The organism is Streptomyces sp. NPDC101234 (genome assembly GCF_044767525.1).
Classification (GTDB): domain Bacteria; phylum Actinomycetota; class Actinomycetes; order Streptomycetales; family Streptomycetaceae; genus Streptomyces; species Streptomyces sasae.
The window spans coordinates 86,827-109,927 of the sequence record NZ_JBIWOA010000020.1 but is presented as its reverse complement, the minus strand read 5'-3'; the positions used below and the strand labels follow the sequence as shown (position 1 = coordinate 109,927).

Annotated in this window: 23 protein-coding genes and 1 pseudogene; 13 read left to right on the top strand and 11 right to left on the bottom strand. The window is 71.4% G+C overall.

The genetic code is table 11. The features are described 5' to 3' along the window. Window positions 1-35: 35 nt before the first annotated feature. On the bottom strand, window positions 36-926 hold the full coding sequence (gene arsM, locus ACIRR9_RS32500) for an arsenite methyltransferase (protein ID WP_403759154.1): 891 nt from the start codon (window positions 924-926) through the stop codon (window positions 36-38). Window positions 927-1,031: 105 nt separating this feature from the next. On the opposite strand from arsM, the gene ACIRR9_RS32495 reads away from it, so the two are divergent. The 4 genes from ACIRR9_RS32495 (at window position 1,032) to ACIRR9_RS32480 (ending at window position 3,692) form a co-directional block, all read left to right on the top strand. Continuing rightward, on the top strand, window positions 1,032-1,409 hold the full coding sequence (locus tag ACIRR9_RS32495; RefSeq protein ID WP_403759151.1) for an ArsR/SmtB family transcription factor: 378 nt from the start codon (window positions 1,032-1,034) through the stop codon (window positions 1,407-1,409). Then, window positions 1,400-2,149 carry an aquaporin gene (locus tag ACIRR9_RS32490; protein WP_403759354.1) on the top strand — a complete coding sequence of 250 codons (750 nt, stop codon included), beginning with the start codon at window positions 1,400-1,402 and terminating at the stop codon, window positions 2,147-2,149. The genes ACIRR9_RS32495 and ACIRR9_RS32490 overlap by 10 nt, the downstream gene beginning before the upstream one ends. 23 nt (window positions 2,150-2,172) lie before the next feature. Further along, the gene (locus ACIRR9_RS32485) at window positions 2,173-2,583 is read left to right on the top strand and encodes an arsenate reductase ArsC (RefSeq protein ID WP_403759149.1); all 411 of its coding nucleotides are present in this window, start codon (window positions 2,173-2,175) and stop codon (window positions 2,581-2,583) included. A 293-nt stretch (window positions 2,584-2,876) separates the two neighbouring features. Then, complete coding sequence (locus ACIRR9_RS32480) at window positions 2,877-3,692, top strand: S1 RNA-binding domain-containing protein (RefSeq protein WP_403759146.1); 816 nt, start codon at window positions 2,877-2,879, stop codon at window positions 3,690-3,692. Window positions 3,693-3,806: 114 nt separating this feature from the next. On the opposite strand, the gene ACIRR9_RS32475 is transcribed toward ACIRR9_RS32480, so the two are convergent. The 6 genes from ACIRR9_RS32475 to ACIRR9_RS32450 all read right to left on the bottom strand — a co-directional run bounded on the left by ACIRR9_RS32475 (window position 3,807) and on the right by ACIRR9_RS32450 (window position 9,381). Then, window positions 3,807-5,012 carry a cytochrome P450 gene (locus tag ACIRR9_RS32475; protein WP_403759143.1) on the bottom strand — a complete coding sequence of 402 codons (1,206 nt, stop codon included), beginning with the start codon at window positions 5,010-5,012 and terminating at the stop codon, window positions 3,807-3,809. Beyond that, window positions 5,012-5,452, bottom strand: a complete 441-nt coding sequence (locus ACIRR9_RS32470) for a DUF1259 domain-containing protein (protein ID WP_403759140.1) — start codon at window positions 5,450-5,452, stop codon at window positions 5,012-5,014. Before ACIRR9_RS32470 ends, ACIRR9_RS32475 begins: the two co-directional genes overlap by 1 nt. 177 nt (window positions 5,453-5,629) lie before the next feature. Next, the gene (locus ACIRR9_RS32465; protein ID WP_403759137.1) at window positions 5,630-6,493 is read right to left on the bottom strand and encodes a putative RNA methyltransferase; all 864 of its coding nucleotides are present in this window, start codon (window positions 6,491-6,493) and stop codon (window positions 5,630-5,632) included. Window positions 6,494-6,722: 229 nt separating this feature from the next. After that, on the bottom strand, window positions 6,723-7,640 hold the full coding sequence (locus ACIRR9_RS32460; RefSeq protein WP_403759134.1) for an NADP-dependent oxidoreductase: 918 nt from the start codon (window positions 7,638-7,640) through the stop codon (window positions 6,723-6,725). Window positions 7,641-7,814: 174 nt separating this feature from the next. Continuing rightward, window positions 7,815-8,132: a protealysin inhibitor emfourin gene (locus ACIRR9_RS32455; protein ID WP_403759131.1), complete on the bottom strand. Its 318-nt coding sequence runs from the start codon at window positions 8,130-8,132 to the stop codon at window positions 7,815-7,817. A gap of 37 nt (window positions 8,133-8,169) precedes the next feature. Then, window positions 8,170-9,381, bottom strand: coding sequence for a M4 family metallopeptidase (locus ACIRR9_RS32450; RefSeq protein ID WP_403759128.1), 1,212 nt, complete (start codon window positions 9,379-9,381; stop codon window positions 8,170-8,172). A 555-nt stretch (window positions 9,382-9,936) separates the two neighbouring features. Between ACIRR9_RS32450 and ACIRR9_RS32445 the strand changes: the two genes are divergently transcribed. The 4 genes from ACIRR9_RS32445 to ACIRR9_RS32430 all read left to right on the top strand — a co-directional run bounded on the left by ACIRR9_RS32445 (window position 9,937) and on the right by ACIRR9_RS32430 (window position 15,087). After that, window positions 9,937-10,194 carry a DUF6400 family protein gene (locus ACIRR9_RS32445; protein ID WP_316773050.1) on the top strand — a complete coding sequence of 86 codons (258 nt, stop codon included), beginning with the start codon at window positions 9,937-9,939 and terminating at the stop codon, window positions 10,192-10,194. A gap of 175 nt (window positions 10,195-10,369) precedes the next feature. Next, window positions 10,370-10,951 (top strand): hypothetical protein, encoded by a 582-nt coding sequence (locus tag ACIRR9_RS32440; RefSeq protein WP_403759124.1) that lies wholly within the window; start codon window positions 10,370-10,372, stop codon window positions 10,949-10,951. Between the two features lie 327 nt (window positions 10,952-11,278). Further along, a complete protein-coding gene (locus ACIRR9_RS32435) occupies window positions 11,279-12,289 on the top strand; it encodes a polyphosphate kinase 2 family protein (protein WP_403759122.1) in 1,011 nt (336 codons plus the stop codon). Window positions 12,290-12,333: 44 nt separating this feature from the next. Beyond that, window positions 12,334-15,087 carry a cation-translocating P-type ATPase gene (locus ACIRR9_RS32430; protein ID WP_403759119.1) on the top strand — a complete coding sequence of 918 codons (2,754 nt, stop codon included), beginning with the start codon at window positions 12,334-12,336 and terminating at the stop codon, window positions 15,085-15,087. Between the two features lie 341 nt (window positions 15,088-15,428). Here the strand turns inward: ACIRR9_RS32430 and ACIRR9_RS32425 are convergent, their stop codons facing one another. The 3 genes from ACIRR9_RS32425 to ACIRR9_RS32415 all read right to left on the bottom strand — a co-directional run bounded on the left by ACIRR9_RS32425 (window position 15,429) and on the right by ACIRR9_RS32415 (window position 18,489). Beyond that, entirely contained in the window at window positions 15,429-16,901 is a 1,473-nt protein-coding gene (locus ACIRR9_RS32425; RefSeq protein WP_403759116.1) for a diacylglycerol/lipid kinase family protein, read from the bottom strand. Beyond that, on the bottom strand, window positions 16,888-17,319 hold the full coding sequence (locus tag ACIRR9_RS32420; protein WP_403759113.1) for an SHOCT domain-containing protein: 432 nt from the start codon (window positions 17,317-17,319) through the stop codon (window positions 16,888-16,890). The genes ACIRR9_RS32425 and ACIRR9_RS32420 overlap by 14 nt, the downstream gene beginning before the upstream one ends. A 258-nt stretch (window positions 17,320-17,577) precedes the next feature. Next, complete coding sequence (locus ACIRR9_RS32415) at window positions 17,578-18,489, bottom strand: alpha/beta fold hydrolase (protein ID WP_403759110.1); 912 nt, start codon at window positions 18,487-18,489, stop codon at window positions 17,578-17,580. A 128-nt stretch (window positions 18,490-18,617) separates the two neighbouring features. On the opposite strand from ACIRR9_RS32415, the gene ACIRR9_RS32410 reads away from it, so the two are divergent. Beyond that, a complete protein-coding gene (locus tag ACIRR9_RS32410; protein WP_403759107.1) occupies window positions 18,618-19,232 on the top strand; it encodes a TetR/AcrR family transcriptional regulator in 615 nt (204 codons plus the stop codon). 83 nt (window positions 19,233-19,315) lie between these two features. Beyond that, a complete protein-coding gene (locus ACIRR9_RS32405; RefSeq protein ID WP_123977014.1) occupies window positions 19,316-19,786 on the top strand; it encodes a hypothetical protein in 471 nt (156 codons plus the stop codon). An 80-nt stretch (window positions 19,787-19,866) separates the two neighbouring features. Here ACIRR9_RS32405 and ACIRR9_RS32400 read toward each other — a convergent pair whose 3' ends face one another. Continuing rightward, window positions 19,867-20,220, bottom strand: coding sequence for a DUF805 domain-containing protein (locus ACIRR9_RS32400; RefSeq protein ID WP_403759104.1), 354 nt, complete (start codon window positions 20,218-20,220; stop codon window positions 19,867-19,869). Window positions 20,221-20,391: 171 nt separating this feature from the next. Here ACIRR9_RS32400 and ACIRR9_RS32395 point away from each other — a divergent pair, with 171 nt between their 5' ends. The 3 genes and pseudogenes from ACIRR9_RS32395 to ACIRR9_RS32385 all read left to right on the top strand — a co-directional run. Next, the gene (locus ACIRR9_RS32395) at window positions 20,392-21,294 is read left to right on the top strand and encodes a hypothetical protein (RefSeq protein ID WP_403759101.1); all 903 of its coding nucleotides are present in this window, start codon (window positions 20,392-20,394) and stop codon (window positions 21,292-21,294) included. A gap of 108 nt (window positions 21,295-21,402) precedes the next feature. Continuing rightward, complete coding sequence (locus ACIRR9_RS32390; protein WP_403759098.1) at window positions 21,403-22,167, top strand: TIGR03936 family radical SAM-associated protein; 765 nt, start codon at window positions 21,403-21,405, stop codon at window positions 22,165-22,167. A 275-nt stretch (window positions 22,168-22,442) separates the two neighbouring features. Further along, window positions 22,443-23,101: pseudogene (locus tag ACIRR9_RS32385) on the top strand (ribonuclease E/G); the annotation flags it as partial.

Below are 23,101 nucleotides of genomic sequence, written 5' to 3'. Positions count from 1 at the left end.
CGGGTGACGGCTTGCTGGGGTCTCCTGGTGGTGCCTCAGCTCCGGCAACCACAGCCTGATGCGGCCTTGGCGTCTGTGACCGTGACGGCCGGGTCGGCCGAGGTCTCGGCCGGGGTGCAGCAGGCGTTCACACCGCAGCAGGCGTCCGCGGGCTCGGCCGCTTCGGCCGTGGCCGCTGCGGTGGGCTTGGTGGCGCGCACGATCGCCGAGTGCATGCCGTCGGCCACGCCGTGGGTCGGGGTGATCTCGACGTCGGTGAAGCCTGCCGCTGTGAGGCCTTCGCGGTACTCACCGAAGGAAAGGGCGCCGGCGATGCAGCCGACGTGGTCGCCGCGCTCGGCTCGCTGCTCGGGTGTCAGGGAGTCGTCTGCGACGACGTCGGACACGCCGAGACGGCCGCCGGGCTTCAGCACGCGGAACGTCTCCGTGAACACCGCCGCCTTGTCCGTGGACAGGTTGATCACGCAGTTGGAGATCACGACGTCGATGGTGTTCGCGGGCAGGGGGATGGCCTCGATGGTGCCCTTGAGGAACTCGACGTTCGTGGCGCCCGCCTTCGCGGCGTTGGCCAGAGCCAGGGAGAGCATTTCCTCGGTCATGTCGAGTCCGTAGGCCTTGCCCGTCCGCCCGACGCGTCGGGCCGAGAGCAGGACGTCGATGCCGCCTCCCGAACCGAGATCGAGGACACGGTCCCCTTCGCGCAGCTCGGCCACGGCGGTGGGGTTGCCGCAGCCGAGTGAGGCGGCCAGGGCTTCGGCGGGGAGTGTGTCGCGCTCGTCGGCCGCGTAGAGGGCGGAGCCGAAGTTCTCGTCGATCTCGACGGGCTCCGGCCCGCAACAGGCGGTGCTGCCTTCGGCGACCTTGACGGCCGCTGCCGCGTAACGCCGGCGGACGGTCTCACGCAGGTCTGTGGACTGCTCGGGCATGACTCACTCCTGGGTGACGGGGCATGGCGGTGCCCCGGAACGGCTTGTATTGACGTTCATTGATGCAACCTTGCGCCTTGGATCGAAGGACGTCAACATAGAGGCATGTCGAATCAAGAGCTGAAGATCCTCGGCCAGGACGGCGATGACGCCTGCTGCGAGGGGCTGGCCACGGCACCCCTGGACGAAGCGCAGGCGGCCGATCTGGCGAAGATCTTCAAAGCCCTGGGCGACCCGGTGCGTCTGCGGCTGATGTCGATGATCGCTTCGCGGGAGGGCGGAGAAGTCTGTGTCTGTGAGCTGACCCCTGCCTTCGAGCTGTCGCAGCCCACGATCTCGCACCATCTGAAGCTGCTCCGGCAGGCGGGGCTCATCGACTGTGAGCGACGCGGTACCTGGGTCTACTACTGGATCCTGCCGACGGCCCTCGACCGCTTGGCGGGCTTCCTGGCCGTGCCGCGGGCGGCAAAGGCATCCGTGTGAAGGCGTCCCTCGGCCGTCGCATCGCTGCCGAAGCGGTGGGCACCGCTGCCTTGGTGGCCGTGGTCGTCGGCTCCGGGATCCAGGCCACGGAACTCTCACATGACGTGGGTGTCCAACTGCTCGCCAACTCGATTTCCACGGTCTTCGGCCTGGGCGTGTTGATCGCGCTCCTCGGGCCCGTCTCAGGTGCGCACTTCAACCCGGCTGTCACCCTCGCGGCCTGGTTCGCCGACCGGAGGAGCGGCAGCGGGCTGAGTCTGCGGGACGTGACCGCATACGTGACGGCGCAGATCACGGGAGCCGTCGCCGGTGCGGTCCTGGCCGACGCCATGTTCGCCGAACCCCTGGTGCAGTGGTCCACGCATGACCGCTTCGCAGGACACCTGTGGCTGGGGGAAGTAGTGGCGACGGCGGGGCTGGTTCTGCTGGTCTTCGGTCTGAACCGGACGGGTCGCGGGCGATTGGCTCCGGGGGCTGTGGCGTCCTTCGTCGGGGCCGCCTACTGGTTCACCTCTTCCACCTCGTTCGCGAACCCGGCGGTGACCATCGGCCGGACGTTCACCGACACCTTCGCCGGGATCGCCCCGGCCTCCGTTACGCCGTTCATCGCGGCACAACTGGTGGGCGCCGCTGCCGGCCTGGGCCTGGTGGAGTTGGTCTTCGGACCCGCCGCTCCCGCCGAAACCGATGCCGTCACGCCGCAAGGCGACACCGAACTCGCTGTCTCCCCTGCCCGCTGAACCCCGTCCAAGGAACCTCCGTCATGAGCGACTCCACTCCGCGCCCCTCCGTGCTGTTCGTCTGTGTCCACAACGCCGGACGCTCCCAGATGGCCGCCGCCTTCCTCACCCACCTCGCCGGGGAGAAGGTGGAGGTCCGCTCGGCCGGCTCCGCCCCCGCCGACACGGTCAATCCGGCCGTGGTGGCAGCGATGGACGAAGTCGGCATCGACATCTCCGCCGAGACCCCGAAGATCCTCACGGCGGAAGCCGTGCAGGCGTCCGACGTCGTCATCACGATGGGATGCGGAGACACCTGTCCCGTCTTCCCGGGCAAGCGGTACCTCGACTGGCAACTCGACGATCCGGCCGGCCAGGGCGTCGACGCCGTCCGCCCCATCCGGGACGACATCGAACACCGCATCCGCGCCCTGGTGAACGACCTGACCGGCTGAACAACGTGCCGTTCGGCAGTTCCCGTCCCGTCGGGCAGGTTGAGCGACGACGGTACCGGCGTGGCGAGATGCGCGATTACCTGAGTCGAACGGTGGATCCGGCATGGGACGACGCCCGGCCGGCTGAACCCGATCGGTAGGAAGCGGGCGAGGCCGAGACGGGCGCCTGCGCAGCCGTCGACGGACGGCGAACTGGAAGCGGCCGGCCGCCGCGCTTCCCGCAAGTCGGCAGCAGGCCGATTCAGCCCGGGGAGGGGTGGGCCTGACGATCTCTGCATGAGAGCCTTCGCGGTATGGGGGATGCGTCGGCCGGACAGGCCGTCCGGAGGTTCCTGGCGACGATTCAGGTCGGTGACGTCTGTCACGGGACGATCGCTGCGATTTCCGGCTCTGAGATATCGGTGGTCCTGGACGGCTTCATGGCCCAGCCGCTGGGCAGGGTGGGGCCGTTGGACGGTTCCTGGAGTCGGCGTCTCGCCGACGTTGCTGTGGTCGGGCAGCGGGTCAGCGGTGAGGCGACCGCTGTGGATCTGGACGCGGGCCGGGTGTGGCTGTCGATGGCGGCGACTGAGAACCCGGAACTCTGGGCGTTCCTCAAGGGGCTTCGTCATGGTGAGGTCCTGGACGGCACGGTGGCGGCGATCGAGCGGTTCGGTGTCTTCGTGGCGTTGGACGAGGGCCCGGAGCATCCGGTGTATCCCGGCGTCGGCTTCATCACGATTCCCGAGCTGTCCTGGCGTCATATCGACGCGGCATCCGATGTCGTGGCGATCGGGCAGCGGGTGTCGTGCGAGTTCCTGCAGTTCGACACATGGAACGGGGAGGCCCGGCTGTCCCTGCGGGCGATGGACCCGGACCCCTTCCTGGTGTTCGTCGAAGGCATCGCGGTGGGACAGAGGCTGAGCGGACGGGTGACGAAACTGGTCCCGTTCGGTGTCTTCGTGGAGGTCGCCGACGGGATCGCGGGCCTGGTCCGGCTGTCCGAGCTGAGCTCGGTGCCCGTGGCGGCGCCGGAGGACCTCGTACAGGTCGGCGATCGGCTGACGGTCGTCGTCACGGACGTCGACCGAGAGCGACGCCGGCTGTCGCTCTCCCGGCGACAGACCTGAGCGGCCACGGTTCGGGCCGTGCCCGCGGGGGGACCGCAGCCGGGCGGATGCGGCGGACGGCGTCCGGGCCGGACGGTGTACGACACCGTCCGGCCCGGCGCGACGGACGCCCTCCTACCAGGTCACCGGCAGCTCCAGCGGAAAACGCCTGATGGTCTCCGTGTCCCACCGCAGCTCCTCCGGTGGCACCGCGAGCCGCAGGCCCGGGAACCTCTCCACAAGACGGCCGATGGCCACTTCGAGCTCCGCCATGGCCAACGGCATCGCGATGCACCGGTGTCCGCCCCAGCCGAAGGTCATGTGCGGAGCGCTGGGGCGGTCCACGTCGATGACGTGCGGGTCCGGATAGCGTTCCGGGTCACGGTTGGCCGTCAGGTACGACACGTGCACGAAGTCGCCCGCCTTGATCCGCGCACCGTCCAGTTCCACGTCCTCGAGAGCCACGCGCGGGATGCCGACCCCCTTGCGGAAGGGGATGCAGCGGAGCAGTTCGTGCACGACGTCGGTCAGGGTCTCGGGCCGCCGCGTGACCTGCCGCATCAGCTCGGGACGGGTCAGGAGCAGGTACACGATGTCGCTGATCTGGCAGGTCGCCGTGTCCTGGCCGCTGAGCGCCAGCGTCAGCGCCATGACCGCCAGCTCCCTGTCGTCGAGCTGTTCCTCGCCCTCCCGTGCCGCGGCCATCGCACTGATGAGGTCCGAGCCGGGTGAGTCCCGGCGCTGTTTGACGAGTTCGCCGAAGTACGCCGTCAGATCGGCCTTGGCGGCCGCCGCGGCCTCCTTGCTGCCCGCGCCGACGACCAGCAGCCGGTGCACGTACTCCTGGAGCTTCGGCCATTCCTCCGGCTCGACACCGAGGAGATCCAGGACGGTGTGCTGAGGGAGCGGGTCGGAGAGGTGCTGGACCAGGTCCACCGGCCCACCCTCCTTCTCCATGTTGTCCAGCAGACGGTCCGCGAGCCAGCTGATCCGGTCCCGCATGCCGTCGACCTGCTGCTGGGTGAAGGCCTGTGAGGCCAGGTGGCGGACGCGGCTGCTGTGCGGCGGGTCCATCACGTTGATCGATTCCGGCGAGACGATGGGCTCCGGCGTCATCCGGGGGTAGTCGTGACCGATGATGCCCGCCCTGCTGAACCGGGCGTCGGTGGTCACCTGCTTCACGGCGTCGAAGCCGGTGACCAGCCAGGCATCCGCATCGCCGTACGGGAGCCGGATGCGCGCGGGGGAACGGCGCTCCATCAGGTCGGCGAGCGAGGGGTCGAAGTCGAGTGCTTCGCTGAAGTCGAACGGGCAGGTGATTGTCTCGTTGTCGGCGGCCATCAGCCGGCTCCTCCAGGCATGGGTACGACGTTGGTGACGTCCACGGCCCGGCGAGCGGCCTCGGTGGGTCTGACGGGATCGCCGACAGCCCGGTAGTGGACGAAGAACAGGTGTGGTTCGTCGGAGAGGTCGTGGTGGTGTGCTTCGACGAGTTCGGCCCCACCGCGGCGCAGGGCCACGAGGACGGGGCGGACCTCGTTGGCGACCACGACCAGGTCGCCGTCGAGGGCGGCTCCTGTGCCGCCGAGCCGGTGCTTGCGGGCGGCGACCACGGCGTCACCCGTCAGGAGCGTGCCGTGGTCCCCGTGCCGGACGAAGGACATGAATCGCTTCATGCCACCGGGCCGGCCGGCTATGGCCGCAGGGGCGACCGCCGCCCGCACATGACGCCGGGACGCGGTGAGTCGGGAGCGGGTGTCCTGCTGTCTCTCGTCAGTCATGCCATGGGCCTCCTTGCAGGATGCAAGCATGCGAGACCGCCCGGACCGCTGACCGGCACAGTTACACCCGTCCAGGTGGGCTAACAGCGGGCGTGACGGACCGGCGGACGGCGGCGGCGCCGCGCTCCGGGACACCTGCGAAGGCGCTCCGCGAACGGGCGCACGCGCCGCTCGTGGTCATCGAGGCCGGTATGCGGTGACCAGCACGGAGACGGTGACCCGGCCGGGCAGGACACCGTCTCCGTCCGGTGCTGCGGGGCTCAGGTGGCGCGCACTCGGTGTCATCCGCAGCAGGTTCAGGGCCTCCGGCCCGGTCAGGAACGTGCGGTACTCCACCTGCCCGGTGGCGGCGGCCTCGAAGAACGGGTGCAGCGCCCGGTGGAGGCGCCGTTCCTTGGCCGGGTCGACCGTGACCATCCCCGGCACGCGGCCGCCCAGTTCGGCCAGGTGCCGTCCGGTCGGACGTACCACGATCAGCCGGCCGTCCGGGCGGAGCACCCGGCGGAACTCGGCGGGGTTGCGCGGGGCGAACACGTCCAGCACGACGTCGGCGACCGCGTCGGCCAGCGGGAAGGGACGGAAGACGTCCCAGGCCGCCGCGGCGGCGCGCGGATGGGCTCGGGCCGCCGAGCGCAGCGCGCGCACCGAACTGTCCAGCCCCAGTCCCCGGGCGGCGGGCAACCGGTCGAGCACCCCGGCGAGGTAGTGGCCCGTGCCGCACCCGGAGTCCACGACCGTCCCGTGCCCGTGCCCGTGCCCGGACACGGCGTCGGCCGCCAGCCGGGCCACGGCCTGCCGGATGGGCAGATACCCGCCGCCGGCCAGGAACCGCTCCCTCGCCCGGACCATGGCCGCGTCGTCGCCGCTGGTGGCGCGGGCGCCCGTCAGGAGGCCGACGTAGCCCTGTCGGCCGATGTCGAAGGCGTGCCCTGCCGAGCAGCGCAGTGAGCCGCGGTCCGGGTGCAGGCGGCGCGTGCGGCACGCCGGGCAGCGCAGCAGGTCGAGGGAGAGTTCGAGGGCAGGGGGAAGCAATGCGGGCACTTGGCACTCCTGGCAGAGGTGAACGGACGGGGCCGTGCCCGCGGGCGCGTCCGGTGGGCCACTGCTTCAGGAGGGAAGGGGCGGTGCCGGAAAGACGGTTCACGCGGCGGGCACACCGAGGAGGGCGACGCCGGCCGGCCTCGCCCTCAACGGCCTCCGGTCACAGGAAGCAGCAGTGCGGGGTGCTCATGAATGCCACGCCAGGAGTCTACGAGCAACGGCTCACCGGCTACGGGCGGAGCACGATCTTGCCGTGGGTGTGCCCGCGTTCCAGTTCCCGGAACGCGTCCCGTACCCGCTCCAGCGGGTAGGTGCGGGCGATCGGCACCTCCAGCTCGCCACGCGCGGCGAGCCGGGCCAGTTCACCGACGACGACCGCGCACGCCGCCGAGCCCTCTCCGTACGTCCGCGCGCCGACCTTCGCCGCGGCCTGCCAGTCGCGGATCGTGTTGATCCGCTCGGGCCGTACGCCCAACTCCACCGCCAGCTCCACATAGCCGTCGCCGAACGTGTCGACGAACGCGTCCACGCTCCCGCCGGCGGCCTGCCGGATCCGCTCGGCCGCGCCCTGCCCGTACTCGACCGGGAGAACACCGCGGTCCTTCAGCCAGGCATGGTTCCGCTCGCTCGCCAGCCCGATCACCGTGGCGCCGCGCCGCCGCGCGAGCTGCACGGCGAGCGAGCCGACGCCGCCCGCCGCACCGGACACCACGACCGTGTCGGCCGGGCCGGGATCCACCGCGAACACGCAGGCGTAGGCGGTCGTACCGGCCACGTACAACGACCCGGCAACGTCCCAGGACAGCCCCTGGGGACGGGTGACCACGTTCACGTCGTCGACCACGACGAACTCCGCATGGCTCGCCCTGTCGTGGGTGAAGCCCAGGACCTCGTCGCCCACCGCGAAGCCACGCACCTCGGGGCCCGTCTCCGCCACGACACCGGCCACGTCACTGCCCTGCCCGGAGGGGAACGTCGCCGGCCAGCGGCCGTGCCGCGCGCCCTCACGGATCATCACCTCGCCGGGCTGCACACCGGCGGCACGCACCTCGACCAGCAGCTGCCCGGGGCCGGGCACCGGCCGCGCCACCTCCTCCACCCGCAGTACGTCGATCCCGCCGTACTCGTGGAACCGCACCGCCCTCATCGCGTGCTCACCGCGCCTCCTCGCCAGGCCACGCACATCGATCGTGTCGGCGCGTTCAACAGCCCCGGACCGAAGGCGTATTCCGCCGAGGCGCGAAATCCGAGGTCCGAACTTCCTGCAAAGACGACGGTGTTGCCGGGAAAACGACGGTGTTGACGCCGTGCGCGGGCGGGTTCACATGCGTTCGTCGCGCTGCGCGAAGTGGTGCTCCAGCCGGCCGAGGAGGGCCGCGAAGGCCGGGGACATGTCGGTGTCCGACCTTGTGAGTACGGTCGTACGGCCGCCGTCCTCCACCGTGATCGTGTAGCTCATGGCGTCCGGGGCCCGGTCCGGCGGCCGTTCCCTCCCGGCTTCCGGGAGGACCGCCGTCACCAGGCGGCTGAACTCCGCCGCGGCGTCCTCGGGCAGGGCGTCGGTGTCCAGCACCCTGGGCGGGAGGCGGAGGTTGATTCCCGCCGCCTGCCCGCCGTGCGTCGCCAGGGTCACCTTCATCGTCGTCGGACCGTCCGCGTCACCCGCCGGCGGTCGGTCACCTGCTCGCCTTCAGCGCGTTCACCTCGTTGGACAGGCCCGTCACCTGGGCGGCCAGGGCGCCGATCTGCCTGCTCAGGGCCGCCAGGCCGTCCTCCCGGCCGGCCACGCCGTCGCGGGTGCCCCCGAGGCTGCGGGCCCGGGCGACCGCGGTCGGGACCCCGCTGATCTGGATGCCCACGTCCTGCCAGGCCGTCAGCACGGCCAACTGTTCGGCGCTGCCCGCCCCGTACAGTTCCCCGGCCTTCTGGTAGGTGGTGTCCGCGAAGTCCTGGAACTGGGTGTCCGGGCTGGACGCCTTCAGCGACTCGTACCAGATGAGTCCGGCGGCCTCGAACGCGAATCCGCCGATGCCGGTCGCCACCAGGTAGAACGCCTTGTTCGGAATACCGGAGTTGATGTGCACCCCGCCGAAGTCGCCGTTCTCGGTGTCGGGCAGGTTGACGTACTTGCTCATGTGGTCGGGCTGGGGATCCTTGCCGAGCAGGGCGTTGTCGTACGCGTGGCCCGGGTCCCGCATCGAGCGCAGGGCGTCGCCTTCGATGCCCGGTGTGAAGACCTCGGACCCGATCATCCAGTCCGCCTCGTCGGCCGACTGCTTCAGCGACCACTGCTTGACCAGAGACCCGAAGACATCGGACACCGACTCGTTCAGCGCCCCGGACTGGTTGTGGTACGCGAGGGCCGCGGTGTTCTCGGTGACTCCGTGCGTCAACTCGTGGGCGATGACGGTGAGAGATCCGGTGAAGTCGGTGAAGATCCTTCCGTCCCCGTCACCGAACACCATCTGCTGCCCGTCCCAGAACGCGTTGTTGTAATGCGTGCTGAAATGCACGTACCCGTCCAGTCGCATTCCCTGGTCGTCGATCGAACTGCGGTTGAACACATCGCGGTAGAAATCGCGCGTCGTACCCAGCCCGTCGAACGCCCGGTTGACGGAATCGTCCGTGGACGGCGCTCCGTCCTCCGTCCGGATCAGCGTGGCGAGGGGCAGCAGCCTGCCGTTCTGGCAGTCGAAGACGGTCCGCCGGCCATTGCCGGGGGTGGCGATACCGGCGAAGGACGCCCGGATCGTTCGCTCGCCGCGCAAGGAAGCGGTGGTCAGCAAGGTGGCCAGGGCGGCCTTGTGCACTTCGGCGTCGTCACTTCGCAGGAGCTTTTCGAGAAGGTGCGGTGGAACGATGCAGTTGGGGCGGCAGGTCCTGGTCATGGGAATTACCTCGAGTGCAAGAGGAGCGGTGCAAGAGGAGCGGTGCCGGAAAACAGCCCTGCTCGTCCGGTGTTCTTACGTGGGTTGTTCTTCGCGTGGGTTGTTCTTCGCGCGGGTGGTTTCTTCGCGTTCCGGAACAACCGGGCCCGTTCGACCGGCCCCGCGCCGTCACGGCGGCGGCGCGTCACAGGCGTTGATCACCGGGGGCGGCTCCTGCGCGCGGGCGAAGCGCCGTCAGACATGCAGGCCGAGCCGTGTGGCGAGCGGTTCCGCCGTCTGTGCCGTACCGCCAGGTCGGAGGCATGACTGAGGAGGCGAAAACCGTGTCTGCTTCGATTATCCGCTCGACCGTGCCGAGCCGCACCCCGAGCGTCAACTGCGCAGGACACGCGGTCGGTTCGGGACCGGCGCCGGGGCAACGCCACGCGCGCGCCCGTCAGTTGCCGTGCATGATCCGGCGTGCTCGGCTCCGGCCGGCCGTGCGCGTCGGTGACCTGCTGTGATGTGCCCCACGGACCCTTGTCGTGGCCGCGGCACATGCCTAAATTCGGTCATATGTCCACTTCTGATGCCGCCCTTCCCGCCGAGCCGGCCGACTTCGTCGTCGATCTCACCGGGCACGAAATGACCCGCCGTGCCCATGTCATGGAGGCGCTCGGTGCCGACTGGGACCCCGTCGAGATGGTGCGGGGCGAGGAGGAGGCGTACGACATGCTCTACTCCGGGCTCGACGAGGAACAGCAGCGGATATACGACTCGCTCGTCGCGGCCGGTGTGCTGCCGCGGCGTGGCGGCGGCGACGCCTCCGCCTGACACCGGGGAGTACCTGGGGCACAGGTGAGCGCGGGGGAGCGGGGGAGCCCGGGGGCGTACGGGGGCGTACGAGGGCGTACGACGCTGTAGTGGGTGGTGCGCCGTGTGCGGGTGCCGGGGGTGACGTGCCGGTTCGGTGGTTGATTCCGGGGCGGGCGATGGCCACCGTGGTCGGATGGTCCTCGTTCCGGGCCGGCTGTGGCGCTGGGGGCCGGTGGGCCGGGCCGCCGGTGCGGGCCTCGGCGCCGGTGTCCTCTTCGGGGCCTTCGTTCTCGTGGAGTCGGCGGCGTGGGCGGGCGCCGTGGTGGTCTTCGTGGTGCTGGGCGTGTACTACGGGATCCGGGTGGCCCGCCGGATGGACCGGCTCCGGCCCGCGGCCAGGGACATGAAGGGCGCCGACCGCGCGGCTGTCGTACATGCCGCCCGCGGTGGCGGGACCGTAGCCGATCCCCGGCTGGTGCCCGCGGTCGTCGAGTACGCCGGCGCTCCGCACCGGGCCGCCGAAGAGGACCGGCAGCGCCGCTGGGTCGTCGTCTCCGTCACCGTCTTCGCGGCCGCTCTCGCCGTCCATGACACCCTGACCGGCTCCATCGGCTCCATCGGCGAGACCGTCGCCTCATGGCTGGTGGTCGCGCTCTTCCTCGGCGACCTGCTGTGGTGGCCCCACAGCAGGGCCCGGCTGCCGGCCCGTGCCGACCGGGCGGCGGCGTCGGCCCGCCGGGCGACGGACGCGGGCCGCCCGGCAGACGGCCCCTGAGCGATATGTCGCCGCCGGTGGCCGGAGCGGCCGGCCCGTCCCGCCCGGCTCAGCTCACGGCCGGAGATCCCGCGGGAGTTCACCTATGAGTCCCCTTCCGTCCGGTCCCGGGCCGTACCGGGACGCACGAGGCGGCCGTCCCCTGGGCGCCGGAACCACCCGGCAAGGGTGAGGCACGCTTCGCCGCCCGGCCGGATGCTGCCGGAGAGAGACTGTCGGCCTCCGGAGCGGTGGCGTGCTGGCGTGGTGGCGCGATGGCGTGGTGGTGCGGTGGGTGCGGGCCGATGGACGGGTGAACGGAAGGGCGAGCGGAAGGGCGAGCGGGCGATGGGCGACGAGAGAGCCGAGCGCATAGCGGAGTTCATCGGGCCTCTGCGGGTCGAGCCCGGGAGCAAGGTCCGGCTGGCCAAGGACTTCGACCCCGGTTACAAGGCCGGCATCAGCAAGAAGAAGGAAGGCGTCGAACTGCTCCGCAACGGCATCGAACTCCTCGCCGACTACCAGCGGCGGCTGGCCGCTCAGGACACCTACGGGGTGCTGCTGTGCCTGCAGGCCCTGGACGCCGGCGGCAAGGACGGCACCATCCGCCATGTCATGAGCGGCGTGAATCCGCAGGGTGTGCGCGTCTCCGGCTTCAAGGTGCCCTCCAGCGAGGAACTCGACCACGACTACCTGTGGCGCTACACCCGCGAGCTGCCCCGGCGTGGAGAGATCGGCATCTTCAACCGCTCCCACTACGAGGAAGTGCTCGTGGTCCGGGTCCATCCGGAGAACCTGCGCCGCCAGAAACTGCCCGACTCGGCACGCGGCCCGGACGTGTGGGAGCGGCGCTACCGGGAGATCAACGACTGGGAGCACTATCTGAGCGACAACGGCTTCAGGATCGTAAAACTGTTTCTGAACCTGTCGAAGGAAGAACAGCGCATCCGTTTCCTCAAGCGCATCGACGTCCCGGAGCGGAACTGGAAGTTCTCGTCGGCCGACGTGCGTGAACGGGCCTACTGGGACGACTACCAGCGGGCGTTCTCGCAGATGCTCTCCGCCACCAGTACGGAATGGGCGCCCTGGTACGTCATCCCCGCCGACCACAAGTGGTTCGCGCGGGTGTGCGCGGCCGCCGTGCTGGCGCACACCCTCATCGATATCGACCCCCGGTATCCGCAGGTCAGCGACGCGACCCGCAGCGAGCTGGCCGAGGTCAGGCGGGAGTTGGAGGCGGAGGCCCCCGAAGGGGCGGCTCCGGACCCCTACGCGGCCGAGGCCGGACGGGCGGCGGCCCCACCAGGGGCGAAGGAGCGGCAGGGGAAACGGCAGAAGAAGCACCGCAAGCACAGCTGACCGAGGGGGTGTGAGGGGCGGGGGCCGGGATCGGAGGCACCTTCATGACCGCGCAGACAGACGCCTCGCAGGACCGGGACCGGGACCGGGATCGGGACCGGGCGGCCGACGGCCGGACGTGGTACACGCGGCCGCCGGAGGAGGTGGCCGCGGCGTTCGAGGTGGACCCGGCCGCCGGACTGTCCACCGCACGCGCCGCGGAACTGCTGCGTACGCACGGCCCGAACGCGCTGCCCGAGGAGAAGCCGCTGCCCGGCTGGCGCCGCTACCTCGCCCAGTACCGCAGCTACATGCAGCTGGTCCTGGTGGGCGCCGCCGTCGTCTCGCTCGTCATCAAGGAGTGGAGCACCGGGGTCCTGCTGCTCGTCCTGACCGTGGTCAACGCGGTCGCCGGGATGCGCCAGGAGGGCAAGGCGGACAGCGCCATGAACGCGCTGAAGTCGATGATGAAGGCGACCGCCCGGGTGCGCAGGGACGGGACGGAGTCGCAGATCCCGGCCGAGCAGGTCGTCCCGGGCGACGTGGTGCTGCTCGCGGCGGGCGACGAGGTGCCGGCGGACGGCCGTATCGTCCTGGCGAACGCCCTGCAGATAGACGAGTCGGCGCTGACCGGCGAGAGCGTGCCGGCGGCGAAGGAGTCGGGCCCCCTCACCGACGCCGGCCTGCCGCCCGGCGAACGCCACAACATGGCGTTCATGAACACCCCCGTCACCCACGGCAGCGGCACCGTCGTCGTCACGGCCACCGGTGCGGACACCGAACTCGGCCGTATCTCGGGCATGTTGTCGAGCACCCCGCGGGAGGCCTCGCCGCTGACCCGGGAGATGGACCGGCTCACCCTGTGGATCACGGCGACGGCCGGGGTGACGATGATCCTGATGTTCGTGCTCGGCCGCAGCCGCGGTACGGCGTGGGACGCGCTGTTCGTCAGCGCCGTCTCGCTGGCGATCGCCGCCATCCCGGAGGCCCTGCCGACCGTGTCCCAGACGATCCTGTCCATCGGCGCCGTCGACCTGTCCCGGCGCCGGGCGATCGTGAAGGACCTGCCGTCGGTGGAGGCGCTGGGGTTCACCTCGGCGATCAACTCCGACAAGACCGGCACGCTCACCATGAACCAGATGACCGCGGTCGAGGTCATCGACCCCGGTGACCGCTACACCGTCTCCGGTACCGGCTACAGCCTGGAGGGCAGGATCCGGCATCCCGTCGGCAGCGCCCCCGACATGACGGACGCGATCCTGCCCTACCTGGTCGCCAACGACGCCCGGCTGGTGGACGGCAAGGTCGTCGGTGACCCCACGGAGGGCGCCCTGCTGGTCCTCGGCCACAAGGCCGGCCTGGACGTCGACACCACCCGGGAACGGCTGCCCCGGCTGGCCGTACTGCCCTTCGACCCGTCCTACAAGCTGATGGCCACCTTCAACCGGGCCACCGACGCCGACGGCCGCCCGGTCGTGCGCTGCTTTGTGAAGGGTGCGGCGCCCGCCATGATGGCCCGCGCCGCCACCGCACTGCGGCAGGGCGAGTCCGTCCCCTGGGACGACGCTCTACGGCAGCGGGCGCAGGAGCACGTCGAGCGGATGGGCGGCGAGGGCCTCAGGGTGATGGCCGCCGCCCGCCGCGACCTCGACCCGGCCGGCTTCGACCCGGACGGCGACCTGCTCGGCTACGTCACCGACCTGCAGATGACCAGCCTGGTCGGGATGGTCGACCCGCCCCGCGCCGAGTCGAAGGCCGCCGTCGCCGACGCGCAGGCCGCGCACATCAGGGTCCGCATGGTCACCGGCGACGACGTCGTCACCGGCGCCGCCATCGCCCGGCAGCTCGGCATCGAGGGCGAGGCCATGCTCGGCGCGGACTTCGCCGCCCTCCCGGAGAGCGAACGGCTGGCCAGGATCGACGGCATCGGTGTCGTCGGCCGGGTCGCGCCCGAGCACAAGGTGCTGCTCGCCGAGACCCTGAAGAAGAAGGGCCGTGTGGTGGCCATGACCGGCGACGGCGTCAACGACGCCCCCGCCATCAAGGCGGCCGACGTCGGTATCGCCATGGGCTCCGGCACCGAGGTCGCCAAGAACGCCGGCCGTATGGTGCTCGCCGACGACAACTTCGCCACGATCGTCTTCGCCGTCGAGCAGGGCCGCAAGATCTACGACAACCTCACCAAGTACATCCGGTTCGTGCTCGTCCTGCTCGTGGTGTTCGTGCTGACGTTCCTCGGCGCGACCCTGTTCGACATCGCCGCCGGAGAGCCGTTCACCCCGGCGCAGGTGCTGTGGATCCACTTCTTCGTCAACGCGGCGTTCGGCTTTGCCCTCGGCTTCGACCGGCAGAGCCCCGGCCTGATGGCCCGCCGGCCGCGACCGCGCGGCGCGCATGTGCTCACCCGGGGCGTGATGCTCACCGTCGGACTGTCCGGCCTGGTGATCACCATCGGCCTGCTCTGCCTGATCGAACTCGGCACCTCCCGCTACGGCAGTGTCGCGATCGGCCAGTCGATGGCGTTCACGTCGTTCGCGCTCTGCCTGATCGTGGCCGCCCTGGAGTGCCGCAGCGAACGGGACACCGTCCTCACCACCGCCAGCTTCGACAGCAAGCAGATGAACCGGGCCATGCTGATCGAGTTCGTCCTCGCGGTCCTGGTCACCCAGATGGATGCCTTCCGCCGGCTGCTCGGGACGACCGAACTGAACCTGGCCCAGTTCGCCTGGACGCTCCTCCCGGCACTCGCGCTGCTGGCGCTGTGGGAGCTCGGCAAGTTCCTCGCCCGCTGGAACGGCAGGCCTGTCGCACGGACGTGACACGCCTGGGGCGGCCCTCAGGGCGGCGGGACGGCGGCCCATGACGAGCGGTCACCTCGCAGCGCTGAGGCGGCGGCTCGCCCATCCGTTCCCGGAGTCCGCGCCGTGTCGTCGTACCCACCTCACCGCGTTCCGCGGCCGGACCGGCGCACGCCGGACGGCCGGGTCAGGCCGGGTCAGGCCGGGTCAGGCCGGGTCAGGCCGGGTCAGGCCGGGTCAGGCCGGGTCAGGTCGGGTCAGGCCCCGCACCCGGACAGCAGCCGGCCCGCACCTTGCCTTGACGCGACCGCCGAGTCGTGAGGGCGTCGAAGGGCCGGGCGCCGCCGTCCGCGGCGCGGCCCTCAGCGGTCGGCCGGTGTCCGCCCGGTGCGCCGCCACAGGGGCGTCAGCGCCAGACGGGTCACCCTCCGCCAGTCGGCCCGGGGCCGGTTCGGCGGGGTGCCCGGCCGGTGCCGGGGGACACGGACCCGTAGCGCGCCGGGGACCACCCGGCAGACCACCGGCGCGGGCAGCAGGACGGACTCGCCGTCGATGCCGGCCGGGACGGTCGAGACGGTCGGCACGGCCGCGATGTCCTTGCCCCCGCCCGAACCTGTCTCGGTGCCGGTGCCGGTGCCGGTGCCGGTGCCGGTGCCGGTGCCGGTGCTCAGGTCGGCCGGCGGGTCGGCGTCGGCTCCAGGGTCCGCGTCGACCACGACCTCGCGGGCCGTCAGCCGGGTCACTGCCGTGGATCTCCGGTCACCGGTCAGCGCCAGAGCCGCCTGCGCCGAGTTCTCGACGCGCAGGCCCAGCACTCCGAGCCGCCCGGAGTCCAGGCTCTCCCGCAGTCCGGGAGCGGCCGGGTCGATCACGGCCCGGTAGGGGTTGTTGCTGACGAGTACCGCCTGGAGGCCCTCGGCGTGCCGGCGACCGGCGCGCATCCGCAGCCGGGGTGCGTTCGGACCGGTGAGCAGGCCGGGCAGCGCCTGCAGGGTGGTGCGCAGTTTCGCGTCCCGGTAGGCGGGATCGCCGACCACGGCCGCGTACGTCCCGAACGACGCGTTGTTGACGAACACCCGGCCCGCCGCGAACCCCAGGTCGACACGGAACTCGACGGCGTCGGTGAACGCCTCCAGCCCGGCGGCCGGGTCGTCGCGGTCGAGCCCCAGGTCCAGCGCGAAGTGGTTGCGGGTCCCCGCCGGGATCACCACGAACGGCACGTCGTGCCCGGCCGCGACCTCTGCGACCAGCGCCTGGGTACCGTCCCCGCCGGCCACCGCGAGCAGGTCGGCCCCGTCCGCGAGCGCACGCCGGGCCAGCTCCGCCACGTCCTGGTGGTGGTCCGGATCCAGCACGACGACTCGAACGCCGGCCGCCCGCGCCCTCTCGGCCAGCCGGAAGCGCTCCACCTTGCCGCCGCCGGAGCGCGGGTTCATCACCGCCCAGGGCCGTTGCGCCGCAGGCACCGGAACGGGCTCGTTGCCCCGACCGGAGCGCCGGGCAGGGGTCGTCGAGATCCGCGCGGCCGCCAGCGCCAGCAGCCACAGGGCCAGGGACAGCAGAGCGGGTGCCAGCACGCCGTGCGTGGCGAACAACGCCAGGACCGCGACGAGTGCCGCCGGTGCCAGCAGGGCCCCGGTGACCCGCAGCCATCCGGAGTGCGCGAGCGCCCACCATGTGCCGACGGCCGCCACGGCCACTCCCGCCATGGCGACCAGCATCCACAGCAGGCTTCTCAGCCCGGCGCTGACCAGCAGGACCAGCACGCTGCCGAGCAGGGCGAGCAGGGCGAGGCGCGCCCACGAGACGACCGTGAGACGGTCAGGAGCCGCCACGGTCGCCGCTCAGGACCAGTTGCTTCGCGCGGGTGAACTCCTCCTCCGTGATGTCGCCGTGCGCACGCAGCGCGGCGAGCCTGGCGAGTTCGTCGGCCTTGCCGGGCCGGTCGCCGGCCGCGGTCTCGCGGACATAGGCGTCCAGTTCCCGGCGCCGTGCCTGCGCCTGCGCCACTTCACGCCGGGCCATGTCCTTGCCCCGGGCGATCAGATAGACCAGGACGCCCAGGAAGGGCACCACGAGGACGAAGAGGGTCCAGCCGGCCTTGCCCCAGCCGCTCAGGTTCTCGTCCCGGAAGATGTCGAAGACGACCCTGAACAACAGGAAGAACCAGAGGAACCACAGGCCGATCCAGAGGATGGTCCAGAACGCGCTGAGCAGCGGGTAGTCGTATGCCAGGTAGATCTGCGAGCTCATGGCCGCCCCTTCGACGCGACTGCCGAGGCCGGATTCCGGCCATGCCCACGCTGCGCCCGGTCCGCACCGGGCCGCTTCACCCGGCGCGGGTGAGGACGAGCGGGACGGGCGGGACGCCCGTGGCGAGCGCGGGACGCCCGGGGACGAGCGCGGGACGCCAAGGAACGCCCGTGCCCGTCCCCGGGCGCGGCACGCCTCCCGGAGGACCGCTTGGCTGCCGCTCCCGCTCCCGCCCCCGGCCACAGGAAGTGAGGCCTGTCAGCCGACCGAGTCCATGAAGGCGAGCATGCGGCGGTTGACCTCGTTCGGGTGATCGATCTGCGGGGTGTGCCCGCTGGCGGCGACGATCTCGGCCCGCGCGCCCGGTATCAGCCGGGGCACACGCTCGACCTGGCGCCGCGGGTGCAGGAGCAGGCCGCGCTTGCCGAGGACCAGGTAGAGCGGGGTGCGGACGGTGGACAGCTCGGCCTCGGACAGGGGGAGCGGGGCCGGCCGGCGGATGCGGTACGAGCGCACGGCCAGGTGGATCATCCTGCGCAGCTCCGGTACGACGAGCACCGGCTGCTCCAGCCAGGCCGCGAGGCGTGGCCGCAGCGCCTTGGGCGCGAACGTCGCGAACAGGCTGACCCAGATCCAGGTGTAGAACCGCAGCCCGACCTTCTCCAGACCGCCCGGGTCGAGCAGGGTGACCGAGGCCAGCCGCTCGGGCCTGCGGTGTGCCGCGTTGAGCACGAGCCAGCCACCGTAGGAGGAACCCACCAGGTGCACCCGGTCGAGGCCGAGGCCGGCGAGGGTCTCGTCGAGCCACTGCGCGGCCCGTTCGGGCTGGTGGATCGAGGTGTGCTGGATGCTGCGGCCGGGGTCGCCCAGGGTGTCGATCGCGTAGACGGGGCGCTCGTCGGCGAGGCCGCGGGTGTTCGGATACCACATGGCCGAGCAGGAGCCCGAGCCATGGACGAGGACCACGGGGATGCGGGCGGCGGCGGCCGGGTCCACCGGGTCGTAGCGGTAGACGTGCGTGATGCCGAAGGAGGTCTCCACATCGGTCTCGCCTGTCGCGGGCGCGCCCATCGCGTACAGCGCGTCACAGGCCTCGAAGTAGCGGTCGCGCAGGGCGTCGCTCACATAACGGCCGACGTCTGGCTGGGTGCGGACAGCGGTCTGGGTCACGGCCACCTCCGGGGATCGGGCTTCGGCTTTTCGTGATACGACCGTACCATGATGGTGGTACAGCCGTATCGGGTACGGCCGTATCATCAAGTTCGCCTGGAGCGGAACGCGGACGAAAGGAACGGCCGATGCCCAAGCGTGTGGACCACGCGGAGCGGCGTGCGGAGATCGGCGAGGCGCTCGTCCGGGTCGCGGAGCGGCGCGGGCTGCACGCCGTCGGGATGCGGGACGTGGCCGCGGAGGCCGGGGTGTCGCTGCGACTGGTGCAGTACTACTTCGAGACCAAGGAGAAGCTGCTGCTGTACGGGCTGCAGCGGCTGACCGAGCGGTTCGGGGAGCGGGTCGCCACCCTGGTCCGGGACGCCGGGGCGGCCCCGCCGCCGCGCGCGCTGGTCGAGGCCCTGCTCCTGGCGGCGCTGCCGACCGACGCGGAGAGCCGCACCTTCCACCTGCTGTACACCTCGTACGCATTGCTGGCCGTGACCGACCCGGCCCTGGCCGCCCAGCCCTTCCTCAAGGATCCCGACGCCGCCGAACGCACGCTGGCCGGACTCCTCCGGCAGGCCCGGGAGTCGGGCCTCACCCACCCCGGCGTCGACCCGGAGCTGGAGGCGGTCGGCCTCCTCGCCATGTCCGCGGGCCTCGGCAGCAGCGTCCTCGCCGGCCAGCGCAGCCCGGAATCCGCCGTCGCCGTTCTGGAGCACCACCTGGACCGGATCTTCCCGGCGGCAGGGAAACCGTGACACGACCGCCATGGAAGGCGGGCCGGACCGGCCGCACAATCGGGGAGACCGAAGGCGTGCGAGCGGCGGGGGAGTCGGCGGACATGGGACTGGAACTGGAACTGGGCTACGACCTGCTGGGCGGCCGGCTCCGCTCCATCGGGGACGTCCAGCTCACCTACGGCGGCTGGGGCGGCAGGCCCCGGGCGCTCGGATCGCTTTCGCTGGAGTACGACCTGCTCGGGAGCCGGCTGCGGTGGATCGGCGACACCGAGATCACCTATGGCCGCCTGGGCAGTGTCCCGAGAACGTTCGGTACCTGGGACGTCGACTGCACCGCCTGGGCCGGGATTCCACGCCGCATCGGGCCCTACCCCGTGGAACACCCCAGGCTCAGCGGCCGGGTGAGTGCGATCGGCCCGATCGGGGTCTCGTACGGCCTCCTGGGCGGCCGCCCCCGCCGTGTCGTCCTCCCCGAAGGCTGGACGGCCCTTCCCGACGACGTACTCCGCGTCCTCTTCCTGGTCCTGCACCTCCAGGCCGAACGCAACAGGGGCTCGTCCTCCGCCGCATAGGCGGAAACAGGAAACGGGAAACGGGAAACAGACCGAAGGCCCGCCGGACGCATCCGGCGGGCCTTCGGGGTGATGCGGGATCAGACGGCGGCCGCGTACTTCGGGTTGACGCCGTACTGGTTCTCCTCCGGCTTGCCGTCGGAGGCAAGCCAGACGAGCAAGAAGATCCAGCCGACCAGCGGGATGATGCCGACCAGGATCGCCCAGCCGGAGCGGCCGGTGTCGTGCAGCCGGCGGACCGTGACACCGAGGTAGGGCAGCAGTACCGCGAGGATGTAGACCGCGCTGAGGGCGGGGAATCCGATGGCCCGTCCGACGAGCGCCAGCACAATGACGGCGATCAGGTTGAACAGGTAGAACATCCAAAATTCCTGCCGACGCGCGCGGCCGCTGAACACCGCGTACTTCTTCAGTACATCCACGTACCAGTTCATTACTCGTCCCCCCGGGGATCAAGGCTTGATTCGGCCCCCAGCAAATCAAGCCGACATGGCCGGTTCCATTCATATTGGCGTGTGCGGGTCAACCGTTACCGTGTCGCTGCCATTCGGTGATCAAGGGGGGCGGTTCGCATCCGCGCGGCCCGCGATAGCGTCTATTCGGCCATGGACATGCAGAAACAGCCACAGCAGCCACAGCGGCAGCCGCAGACACAGCACCCCGAAGGGTGCCTCGTCGTGGCGATCAGAATCCCCGTGCGCGTCTTCGTGTTCCTGGTGGTGCTGCCGGTACGCGTGCTCTGGGACGTGCTCGCCGCCGTCGCGCGGTTTCTGGGGCGATACGTCCTCGCCCCGGTGGTACGCGCGATCGGCCGGATCCTGTACCTGCTCCTCGTGGTCCCCCTGATCTGGCTGTACCGCCACCTGCTCACCCCCCTCGGTCACGCCCTCGCGTGGCTCTACGCGCGCGTGCTCACCCCGATCGGCCACGCCCTCGCGTGGCTCTGCACGCGCGTGCTCATCTCGACAGGCCACGCTCTCGGGTGGCTGTACACGCGCGTGCTCACTCCGATCGGCCATGCGCTCGTATGGCTCCTCACCCCCCTCGCGAAGGGCGTTGCTCGGGCGCTCGACATGCTCGGCGCCGCCCTGTACTGGACCGCGCGCGTACTCCTCGTCCTGCCCGCCCTCGCCCTGTGGCGCTGGATCCTCGCCCCGGCCGGTCGCGTTCTCGGCATCGTCCTCAAGGAGATCGGGGAGGCCCTCGGCCACGCCTGGCGGGCCGCCGGGTACGTCGTACGGGCCGCCGGACGGGTTCTCGGGACCCTCTTCCGGTGGATCTTCCGGGAGCCCGCGCGCTGGGTGTACCGGACCGTCCTCACCCCGGTCGGACACGTCGTGCGCGACCTCGTACTGCGCCCGGCGGCCGAGGCCGCACGCGCGATCGGCCGCGCCGTACGCCAGGCCCGCGCCGACCTGCGCCGCGCCCTCTTCGGCGAGCCGAGCCGGCCCGCGCCCGTGGACCGCCGGGAACCCAGGGGCCGCGGCACACGTACTCTTGATGGATAGCAGTACACAGCCGTACGGCCGACAGCGGTACGGCCCTCGCACGAGAACCACGAAGGACTGACGACACTGGGCAAGCGACAGCCCGAAGGCCCGCCGCCCGCACCCGCGGTGCAGCGCATCCGACTGCGCTACACCAAGCGCGGCCGCCTCCGGTTCACCAGCCACCGTGACTTCCAGCGCGCCTTCGAGCGTGCGCTGCGCCGCGCCGAGGTGCCCATGGCCTACTCGGCGGGGTTCACACCGCACCCGAAGGTGTCGTACGCCAATGCCGCACCCACCGGCACGGGCAGCGAGGCCGAGTACCTGGAGATCGCGCTCGCCGCACACCGCGACCCGGAGCGGCTGCGCGCACTCCTCGACGAGTCCCTGCCCACCGGGCTCGACATCGTCGACGCGGTCGAGGCACGCACGTCCGGACTGGCCGACCGGCTCACCGCCTCCGTGTGGGAGCTGTGGCTGCCCGGCGTGGACCCTGCGGAGGCCGAACAGGCCGTCGCCGCGTTCAACACCGCCGAGTCCGTCGAGGTCCGGCGCACCACCAAGAACGGCGTCCGCACCTTCGACGCCCGCCCCGCGGTCGTGCAACTTGAAACACAGAGTGAAACGGCTGATAGGCCGACCGACCAGCCCTGTGCGATACTGCGGCTGGTTGTTCGGCACGTGACGCCTGCCGTACGACCCGACGACGTCCTGTCCGGTCTCCGCGCCGTGGCCGACCTGGCGCCGCCGGTCCCCGCAGCGGTGACCAGGCTGGCGCAGGGGCTGTTCGATGAAGAGACCGGCACGGTGACCGACCCGCTCGCGCCCGACCGCGAGGCAGCTCAGGCCCTTTCCAAGGCCGAACCCGCTGCCGCCGCGACGGCGTCGGCGTAAGGAAGGTACCGCGAAGGACGGACGTCGAAGCGCCGCCCTCGTACTCGGGAGCCACCTGGGTCGGGCAGCGCACCGACCAGAAGACTTTCGCCAGGCCGTCCGCGACAAGGCGTACGGAACCGGCGAGACAGGACACAGAAAGCTCCTGTGCGGCGCCCGCGCCCCACACGGCGGCACCGCGCACCGCGCGAGCCGCGGACGTCACCGGCGATCGCTCGACCGATCGACGCCGGACCAGGCGCGGCGCCCGGGAGCCTGACGGGAGAAACGCCCGCATGCTCGAACCGACCGAGCCCACCGAGGGCTCCGAACTGAACACCCCCAGCGACACCCTGCCGCCGCGCAGGCGTCGCCGTGCCGCGTCCCGCCCCGCGGGACCGCCCACCGAGGCCGTGGCCGAGAGCACCGCGCCGGCCATACCGGCCGCCGAGACCGCAGAGCCGGTAACGGCAGCAGCCGAGACGGTCGAGACCGTCGAGGCTGTCGAAGAGACCGCACCCGCTCCGCGTACGCGTCGTCGCGCCACCCGCCGGGCCTCCGCGCCCGCCGGGGCCGTGGAGACGGCTGAGCCCGCCGTCGCTGCCGCAGCCACCGAGCCGGCCGAGGCCACGGTTGCCGCCGAGTCTGCCGAGGAGGCTGCGCCCGCTCCGCGTACGCGTCGCCGTGCCACCCGTCGGGCTTCCGCGCCCGTCGGTGCCCCGGCCGAGGCCGTGGAGGAGGCTGTGGTCACCCCCGTTGCCGCGGAGGCTGCGGAAGAGGCCGCGCCGGAGGCTGCCGAGGTCGCCGAGACCGTCGAGGAGGCTGCGCCTGCTCCGCGTACGCGTCGCCGTGCCACTCGCCGGGCTTCCGCGCCCGTCGGTGCCCCGGCCGAGGCCGTGGAGGAGGCTGTGGTCACCCCCGTTGCCGCGGAGGCTGCGGAAGAGGCCGCGCCGGA